Here is a 9,009-nt window from a genome sequence, read left to right on the forward strand (position 1 = left end):
GCGCCTGTTCAGACGCACAGCTTTCAGGATGAAACGATGGGTAAGGTAACTGGATTTCTCGAGATCGACCGGCAAGTGGCAAAGTACCAGCCGGCGTCCGACCGCATCCGCCATTTTCGCGAATTCACCATTCCGATGTCAGAACCGGAAGTGCAGAAGCAGGCTGCTCGCTGCATGGACTGTGGCATCCCCTATTGCCACGGCCCGACCGGCTGCCCGGTGCACAACCAGATCCCGGACTGGAACGATCTCGTCTACAACGGCAACTGGGACGAGGCGATCCGCAACCTGCATTCGACCAACAACTTCCCGGAATTCACCGGCCGCGTCTGCCCGGCGCCGTGCGAGGAAGCCTGCACGCTGAACCTCGAAGACACCCCGGTCGCGATCAAGACCGTCGAACAGGCGATCGCCGACAAGGCCTATGAAATGGGCTATATCGTGCCGCAGCCGGCCGTCACCAAGACCGGCAAGAAGGTCGCGATCATCGGCTCGGGACCTGCCGGTATGGCCGCGGCCCAGCAGCTTGCCCGCGCCGGCCACGAGGTGCACGTCTACGAGCGCGAAACCAAGCCCGGCGGCCTGCTGCGCTACGGCATCCCGGACTTCAAGATGGAGAAGAACTTCATCGATCGCCGCGTCGACCAGATGCGCGGCGAAGGCGTCACTTTCCACTGCGGCATCAATGTCGGCGTCGACGTTCCGATGCAGCGCCTGCTCGACGAGCATGACGCCGTGCTCTACTGCGGCGGCTCCGAGACCCCGCGCGACGCGGGCATCCCCGGCGTCCAGTTCGCCGGCGTGCATGACGCGATGCCCTATCTCGTCCAGCAGAACCGCCGCGTCGGCCGCGAGAACATCGACAGCGTCGGCTGGCCGTCGCAGCCGATCCTTGCCGGCGGCAAGCATATCGTCGTCGTCGGCGGTGGTGATACCGCGTCCGACTGTGTCGGCACCGCTTTCCGCCAGGGCGCCGTCAAGGTGACCCAGCTCGACATCCGTCCGCAGCCGCCGGAAAAGGAAGACAAGCTCGCCGTCTGGCCGTTTTGGGCGACGAAGATGCGCACCTCTTCGAGCCAGGCCGAAGGCGCCATCCGCGAGTTCCAGGTGGCGACCCTTGAGTTCATCGGCGACGAGGACGGCAACCTGACCGGCGTGAAGTGCTGCCAGGTGGATGATCGCCGCAAGCCGGTCGCCGGCACGGAGTTCATCATCAAGGCGGATCTTGCCTTCATCGCCATCGGTTTCAGTGGTCCCTTCACCAACAGCGTGATCAAGGACCTCGGCGACAAGCTGACGCTCAACACCGACCGCCGCGGCTCGACCAACGTCGTCGCCAACGAGCGCGACTACAAGACCTCGGTCGACAAGCTCTGGACGGCCGGCGACGTGCGCCGAGGCCAGTCGCTCGTCGTCTGGGCGATCCGCGAAGGCCGCCAGGCGGCACGTGCGATCGACGAGGCGCTGATGGGTTCGACCACGCTGCCGCGCTAAGGCATTACTCCCAAGCATGAAAAAAGCCCCGCAGCGATGCGGGGCTTTTTTCATGGTGTGCCAGAAGGCTGAATGGGGATCGTCGGCCTAGTTGCGGATCACCGGGTTGCTGATGACCGTGTTTGGCTTCGAGAGGCGGAAGTCATCGACGCGGCCGGCCGGAGCGGCGGCGACGTCACCCTTGCCAACCAGCAGGTCGCGTGGGCTCTTGCCGTTGCCCTTGTCCGGTGCGGCGCTGCCGAGCAGGGACGCGGCGCCATCCAGCGCCGGATCGGTCAGCCCGATCGGCTGGGTCTTGACGATATCCTCGTTGCCGAGCGGTGCGGTCACCACCAGGTCCTTGAGCTCGTCGGCGCCCGGCACGTTCTTGTCGGTGGCGGCGGCATCGCCGAGCAGCCGACGGATGTCCTTCTCGACGTAGAAGGCAAGCTTGCGCTTGCCGGCCTTGGTGAGGTTGACGCCGTCGGCGCCGCGCAGGCGCACCTGCTGGCCGTTGATATCGGAGCCGGTCAGAACGAACTTGCCGCCCTCATCGACGAAGCCGTCCCAGATGTCGACGAACTGTCCGCCGACCTTCTCGATCTCCTCGCGATAGATGCCGTTGAAGGTGACCATGTCGGCGGTCATCGCGGCCGACTGGAACGGCGGCATGCCGACCCAGAGAACCGGCAGCTTTTCCTTGCGCGCAAGGGCTGCCAGCGCGTTGACACGCTTGCGATATTCTTCCGTCCAAAGGTCGGAGCGGAACTTCTCCTTGGTGCTGCCGATCTGCATCTGCTGGCGATCGTTGGCGCCGAGGCTGATGATGATGACCGACGGCTTCACGTCGCCGACATAGCCCGGCAGCGTGCCCGGCCAATTGAAATAGTCCTCGCGCACGAGGCCGGACGAGCCGTTCGCCCGCGTCTCGATGGTGATGCCGGGCGTCATCTCGAAGGCGGTCTTCAAGCCGTCGCCGAGGCTGCCGGCCATGAAGTCGCCGACGACGAGCACCTTCTTGGCATCTGGCGCTTTCTCCACCACCACCGGCGCCGGGGCAGGGGTGTCGGCGACCTTCGGCTTCTGCTTCTGTTGGCCCTGGCCCTTCTGTCGCTGCTGCGGCTGGCGCTGGCGCTTCGGGCGCGGTTGTTCGGGATAATAGTCGCGATCTGCATAGGTCGGCCGTTCGCGGGTCAGCCCGCCGAAAAGCATCTGGAACAGAGTGCGCCGCTGCACCCGTTCCTGCGCTTCGGCAAAGCTCGCAAAAAGGCTGACGGTGAGCATCGCCACAAGGGCGATGCAGATCGTCGCAATCCCGAACGGCGTTCGGCCAACTTGCCTGCGGCGTTTGCTGATCATCTGCTTTCTGCCCCGTTCATCGCGTATTCGGGCGGCCTTGCCGCGCAAAAGTTTCAGCGCGCCGCACGGGGTGCAGCGCGCTTGCCCTATTGTATCTCACGGATACTCAGATCGCGAAACCGTTTCGAACCTGCTAGTTGCGGAGCGCCCGCAGCAGCATCTGGGTCGGCTCTCCGTCCGGCGCCAGTCCGTTCTTCGACTGGAACGCCTGGATCGCGGCCTTGGAGCCGGAGCCGAAATTGCCGTCGACTTCGCCGCTGTAGTAGCCGAGCTCCTTCAGCCGGTTCTGCAGCTCGAACTTCTCGCTGATATCAAGCGAACCGTCCGGACGCGGCCAGCGCTGCTGCATGCCCTGGTAGCCGGCGATCTGGTCGGCGAGCAGGCCGACGCCAAGCGCGTAGCTGTCCGAGGCGTTGTAGCGCTTGATGACGAAGAAGTTCTTGGTCATCAGGAAGCCGGGGCCCTGGCCCCCGCTCGGCAGCTTGAGTTCGGCGCGGGTGCTGCCGTTGCGGAAGCCCTTGCCGTTCGGCCGGGCAAAACCGAGCGACGCCCATTCCTTGAGCGTCTTCGTCTGGCCGGAATATTTCGCGGCATTTGCCGGCGGGGCGACCTCGTAGCCCCAGGTCTCGCCCGGTTGCCAGCCATTCTTCTTCAGGAGGTTGGCGGCGGTCGCCAGCGCGTCCGGCACGGAGTTCCAGATGTCGCGGTGACCGTTTCCATCCGCATCGACTGCATAGAGCAGGTAGCTCGTCGGGATGAACTGGGTGTGGCCCATGGCACCCGCCCAGGAGCCGGTCAGCTCGCGCGGCGTGATGTCGCCCTTCTGCAGGATCTTGAGTGCTGCGATCAGCTGCTTCTTGGCATAGTTCGACCGCTTCGGATCCGCATAGGCAAGGGTTGCCAGCGCGCGCGGCACGTAGTGCAGGCGGTCATCCTTCTCCAGCACTGCGCCGTAGTTGGACTCCATCGACCAGATGGCCAGAAGAATGGTCTTGTCGACGCCGAAGTGTTTCTCCAGCGCGTTCAGCGTGCGGGCGTGCTTGGTCGCCATCTCCTGGCCGACGCGCTTGGTGTAGGGGTTCACGCGGGAATCGATATATTCCCAGATCTTGTGCTTGAACTCCGGCTGGTAGTTGGCCTTGTCGATCACCGTCTGGTCGGGCGACTTTACGCCGGCAAAGGCCTGGCGGTAGGTTGACTTGGTGATGCCGGCCTGGGCGGCGGTCGCGTAAAACTCGTTGATCCAGTTCTGGAACCCGGTATCGGCGCGCGCAGGTGCGGTGCCGAGCGTGGCGGCGGATAGGACGAGGGCGGCTGCGATATGACGGAAAAACGTCCTGCGGTTTCTGATCATCAGCTGTCGGTTCCGTTTCTCTGCGGAGCTTCGGCCGTCATGGCCCGAATCACTCCGCAAGGTGGCAGTCTGGGGCCAGCCTGGACGGTGGGGGCAGTCGTCGGCGGCTCCTGTTTCGGATCCGGCCGCGCTTGTTGCATTGCCGGATTGCAACGAATCTACAGAAACGTGGTCAACAAACCCTTTACCATGAAAATGTGGTGGCGTCTTCGGCCACAGAAAATGTCAAGCCTTGGTCGTGGAGTTCGCATATGCATTTGTTTCGTCGGTTCATGCTGTGTTCAGCTGACGGCATAGAGATTGCGGCTCCATTACGGAGCGCTGTATGGTTCGGGACGGATTGACGTCCAGGACCATTCGGCAAGAGTTATGAGTGAAATCCTTTCAAGGAGGTATCGATGACCGACAAGCGTAAAGTCCGCAAAGCCGTGTTCCCGGTCGCAGGACTGGGCACCCGTTTCCTGCCGGCGACCAAGGCCGTGCCGAAGGAAATGCTGACGGTGGTGGACAAGCCGGTCATTCAATATGTGGTCGACGAAGCGCTGGAAGCCGGGATCGAGCATCTGATCTTCGTGACCGGACGCAGCAAGGCTGTCATCGAGGACTATTTCGACATTCAGGTCGAGCTCGACCAGACGCTGCGCGAGCGCAACAAGAAGGCCGAGATCGCGCTGCTCGACGGCATCCTGCCGAAGGCCGGCACCACCAGCTTCACCCGCCAGCAGGCGCCGCTCGGCCTTGGCCACGCGGTCTGGTGCGCCCGTGAACTCGTCGGCAACGAGCCCTTCGCGCTGCTCCTGCCCGACATGATCATGAAGGGTGAGAAGGGCTGCCTGAAGGGCATGGTCGAGCTCTATGAGCAGAGCGGCGGCAACGTCATCGCGGTTGAGGAATGCGCGCCGGACCAGGCGCACAAATACGGCATCGTCGGCGTCGGCGACAAGGTCGGCGAAGGTTTCAAGATCACCAAGATGGTCGAGAAGCCAGCACCGGGCACTGCCCCCTCCAACTTCTTCATCAACGGCCGCTACATCCTGCAGCCGGAGATCTTCCCGATTCTCGAAAAGCAGGAGCGCGGCGCCGGCAACGAGATCCAGCTGACCGACGGCATGCTCAAGCTTTCCGACAACCAGCAGTTCGCCGCTTACCACTTCCGTGGCGATACCTACGACTGTGGCGCCAAGGACGGCTTCATCCTGGCCAACGTCGCCTTCGCGCTCGAGCGTGGCGATATCCGTCCGACCGTCGAAGGCCCGCTGAAGAGCCTGCTCGGCAGCCTGAAGTAATCGGCTTTCTCTTCTCGAAGGCAAGAAAGGCCGCGTCCATCGGGCGCGGCCTTTTTTTATCTGGATAATGGGATTGCCTCAGCGGCGCAGCGTCAACCCGACGCCGACGCGGGTGATGTCGGTGGTGTCGCCCTGATCGCGGGTGGTGCGCTCGTAGCTGACGTCGCCCGTCAGCGCCAGGTAGCGGTTGATGTCGTAGGTGAGGCCGGCGCCGGTGCGCCAGGTGGTCTCGTCCGACGAGCGGGCGTTCGAGGGGTAGTTGCGCAGCGTCAGGCTATTCGTCAGGCGCGCGACGAGATCCGAGCGCATCTGGTGGGTGATGATGTTGGTGAGGTTGTAGTCGATCGAACCAGCGTCGCCGGGCGTCGTTGACGGGTTGAGGTCGGTCGACACGGCGAAGAGCACGTCGGTGCCGCGTTGCGGCGACCAGTTGAGGCGGCCATCGACCGACAGGCCGCGGAGTTCGCCAAGCCGTTCATCCTCGAAATTGTAGGTTTCGTAGCCGAGGCCGAGCTCGCCATAGAGTTTCTCGCCGAGGTCGAGCTCGATACCGCCGCGTGCGGCATAGGTCTGATAGGAGCGTTCGAAACCGAGCGGATCTTCGCGCAGATCGTAGAGCGACTTGCCGACGGAGGCTTCGAGGAACGGGATCAATGCCGGCGACAGTTCGTAGCCGACGCGGGCCGTGAGCACACCGGTGTTGCGGTTTCGATACTTGACCGAAAGGTTCGTGCCGTTTTCGAGTTCGACATCACCATAGGTGCGCCGGTCGAAATCGATGCCGACCGAGCCGCGGATCAGACCGAAATCACGCTCAACGGCCGCGCCGAGGCGGTAGGTGTTGACCGCGGACTGGTTTTTGGCGTTGGAGATCGCGTTCGGGTCGTCGGCGTCCTCGCGCTCGAAACTGTAGCCGGCGCGCAGACGGGCGATCGTTTCGTCCCAGAGATCGAGCCGCAGTTCCGCATCGACATTGGCGCGGGGCTCTTCCTCGCCCTCGCCGGAGATGTTGTTCTGCAACACGCCTTCGCCGGTGACGGTCAGCTGATGCCGCGACCAGTCCGAGGTCAAGGTGCCGCGGATTCCGGTTTCGAGATAGCCGCGGTTGGTCTTGGTGTCGCCGTCCTTGCGCCATTCGTGGTTGATGGTCTCGCTGACGCTGGGGCGCAGCGTGAAGGTGCCGATTCGGATGCCCGGGGCGCGATCGTATTCGGGGTTGTCGGTCCGCAACCGCAGACCGTCGATCGTCGGCTCGCGCTGGTTCAGGCGAAGGTAATCCTCGTTAGAGGCCGGGGTCAGGTCGTCAGCGCTGACGGCGCCGGTGGTCTGCGGATCGGTGATTGCGGGCGTCGCGGCCGGAACGGCTGAAGGCGCTGTGCCCGCGCCATAGGTGGTCGTCGTCGGAGCGGTGGCGGGAGCGGTCGTGGCGGTCTGGGCGTTCAAGGATGCGGGGGCAAGCATCGCCGTGCCGGCCAGCAGCAACGCCAGCGACGTCGAACGCCGCGCGCCTCCTTTGATCGAGCGAGATGAGCCTGGCACCATATGCCGTTTGTCCACGAGCCTGATTGCAATCCTTTCGCAACCGTAAAGCGACGTGGTTAATCAATCGTTTCCAAACGGAAAAAACGTCGTGGCATCAGCCGCTTGCGGTTACACTTTCGACGGTCAGGTTGCGGCCGTGGGTGGAAACGACGCGCACTCTTGTACCGGCCGGCAGGTCCGGTCCCTCAACGACCCAGAACGTGTCGTCGAGCCGGATGCGCCCTCGGCCTTCGGCGATCGGTTTTTCCAGGACCGCGGTGCGGCCGACGAGGCTTTCGGCGCGCTGGTTCAAAAGCGGCTCGTCGGTGGTCTCGGATGTGGAGAGAACGAAGCGGCGGCCAAGGAGAACGGCCGCCACCGAGAGCAGCGCGAACAGCACGAGCTGGACCTGCCACGTCCAGAAGCCGACCTCCCAAAGCATGAGGGAGAGGATGCCGACTGCCAAGGCGGCGACACCGATCCAGATCAGGAACACGCCGGGGGCGATGAGCTCGGCGGCGAGAAGCACGAAGCCCAGAACCCACCAGCTCCAGGGCCCGAGTTCTTGAATGGCGCGTTCGATCATCGTCTACTTCCCTTGCGCGGGATCGGTCGGGAAAGCCGGCGTGGTGCGCGGCGTCGACTGGCGCGGGCGGGTCGCTGGCGCCGTCTGGCTGTCGCCAAAGACTTCCTTGGCGATGGCGCCGATGCCACCGAGTGAACCGATCAGCGCGGAAGCTTCCATCGGCATCAGCACGATCTTCTGGTTGTTGGCGGTGCCGATCGAGGCGAGTGCCTCGGTGTACTTCTGGGCGACGAAGTAGTTGATCGCCTGCACGTCGCCGGCCGCAATGGCCTCGGAGACCATCTTGGTTGCCTTCGCCTCTGCCTCGGCCAGGCGCTCGCGCGCTTCGGCGTCACGAAACGCCGCTTCGCGCTGGCCCTCGGCCTGCAGGATCGCCGACTGCTTGGCGCCTTCGGCGCGCAGGATCTGGGCGTTTCTGGCGCCTTCGGCTTCGAGCACCTGCGCGCGTTTCTCGCGCTCGGCCTTCATCTGGCGCGCCATGGCATCGACGAGATCCTTCGGCGGGGCGATATCCTTGATCTCGATGCGGGTGATCTTGATGCCCCAGGGGCTGGCAGCTTCGTCGACGACGTGCAGCAGCCTGTCGTTGATCGTATCACGGTTGGAGAGCAGTTCGTCGAGGTCCATCGAACCCATGACCGAGCGGATGTTGGTCATCGTCAGGTTGAGGATGGCGTTTTCCAGATGCGCCACCTGGTAGGCGGCCTGCGCCGCATTCAGGATCTGATAGAAGGCGACGGCATCGGCCGAAACGCTGGCATTGTCCTTGGTGATGACTTCCTGGGTCGGAACGTCGAGCACCTGTTCCATCACGTTCATCTTGGCGCCGATGCGGTCGATGAACGGCACGATCAGATTGAGGCCCGGCTCCAGCGTTTTGGTGTAGCGACCGAAGCGCTCGATCGTATAGCGGTAGCCCTGCGGCACCGTCTTGATCCCCATGAAGAGGACCAGGATGATGAGCACCACGAAGCCAATGACGACGATATCCATTCCGCCCAAGACTTACCCCCTTAAATTGCAATCTCGACCTGTGGCTGCAGTCTAGCGTATTCCGTTTCCCTTCGGAATCGCTTTTCCGCGGATTGCGCGTAAATTCAAAATGTTAGATTGCCGCGCTCGCCGGTGGGCAAGAGCGCGGCTCCTTCATCCTGAGTTGGCGGCCAGCGCGCCGTTCAAGTGGGGTGATGGGACGATTAAAGCCAGCCGGCAAGCTCCCGGCGCACGACGTGTTCGAGCACGGCCATGCCTTCGGCGCTGTCGTTCAGGCAGGGGATGTGGGTGAACTTCTCGCCGCCATTGTGATGGAAGCTTTCGGCCGCCTGCTCGGCGATCTCTTCCAACGTTTCCAGACAGTCGGAGACGAAGCCCGGGTTGAGGACGGCAATGCGCTTGACACCGTCCTGCGCAAGTTTTTCGACCGTCTTGTC

The 9,009-nt window shown here is 63.4% G+C and carries 8 protein-coding genes; 2 read left to right on the top strand and 6 right to left on the bottom strand.

Annotated features, from left to right (window positions below):
* The first annotated feature begins 36 nt into the window (after positions 1-36).
* On the top strand, positions 37-1,494 hold the full coding sequence (locus tag ASD63_RS33800) for a glutamate synthase subunit beta (RefSeq protein ID WP_034786787.1): 1,458 nt from the start codon (positions 37-39) through the stop codon (positions 1,492-1,494).
* A gap of 87 nt (positions 1,495-1,581) precedes the next feature.
* On the opposite strand, the gene ASD63_RS33805 is transcribed toward ASD63_RS33800, so the two are convergent.
* Together ASD63_RS33805 and ASD63_RS33810 are read right to left on the bottom strand one after the other, a co-directional pair.
* A complete protein-coding gene (locus tag ASD63_RS33805; RefSeq protein ID WP_244495336.1) occupies positions 1,582-2,757 on the bottom strand; it encodes a DUF459 domain-containing protein in 1,176 nt (391 codons plus the stop codon).
* Positions 2,758-2,965: 208 nt separating this feature from the next.
* Complete coding sequence (locus tag ASD63_RS33810) at positions 2,966-4,186, bottom strand: lytic murein transglycosylase (RefSeq protein ID WP_034786785.1); 1,221 nt, start codon at positions 4,184-4,186, stop codon at positions 2,966-2,968.
* Between the two features lie 398 nt (positions 4,187-4,584).
* On the opposite strand from ASD63_RS33810, the gene galU reads away from it, so the two are divergent.
* Positions 4,585-5,472 (top strand): UTP--glucose-1-phosphate uridylyltransferase GalU, encoded by an 888-nt coding sequence (gene galU, locus ASD63_RS33815; protein ID WP_034786782.1) that lies wholly within the window; start codon positions 4,585-4,587, stop codon positions 5,470-5,472.
* Between the two features lie 78 nt (positions 5,473-5,550).
* Here the strand turns inward: galU and ASD63_RS33820 are convergent, their stop codons facing one another.
* From ASD63_RS33820 to ASD63_RS33835, 4 genes are all read right to left on the bottom strand, one after another.
* The gene (locus tag ASD63_RS33820) at positions 5,551-7,014 is read right to left on the bottom strand and encodes an outer membrane beta-barrel protein (RefSeq protein ID WP_060517628.1); all 1,464 of its coding nucleotides are present in this window, start codon (positions 7,012-7,014) and stop codon (positions 5,551-5,553) included.
* Between the two features lie 94 nt (positions 7,015-7,108).
* Entirely contained in the window at positions 7,109-7,579 is a 471-nt protein-coding gene (locus ASD63_RS33825) for an NfeD family protein (protein WP_034786778.1), read from the bottom strand.
* A 3-nt stretch (positions 7,580-7,582) separates the two neighbouring features.
* On the bottom strand, positions 7,583-8,581 hold the full coding sequence (locus tag ASD63_RS33830) for an SPFH domain-containing protein (RefSeq protein ID WP_089044972.1): 999 nt from the start codon (positions 8,579-8,581) through the stop codon (positions 7,583-7,585).
* Between the two features lie 194 nt (positions 8,582-8,775).
* The coding region (locus ASD63_RS33835) for a ferrochelatase (RefSeq protein WP_200953572.1) at positions 8,776-9,009 on the bottom strand (234 nt) is incomplete at its 5' end.

The organism is Ensifer sp. Root558 (genome assembly GCF_001427045.1).
GTDB lineage: Bacteria > Pseudomonadota > Alphaproteobacteria > Rhizobiales > Rhizobiaceae > Ensifer > Ensifer adhaerens.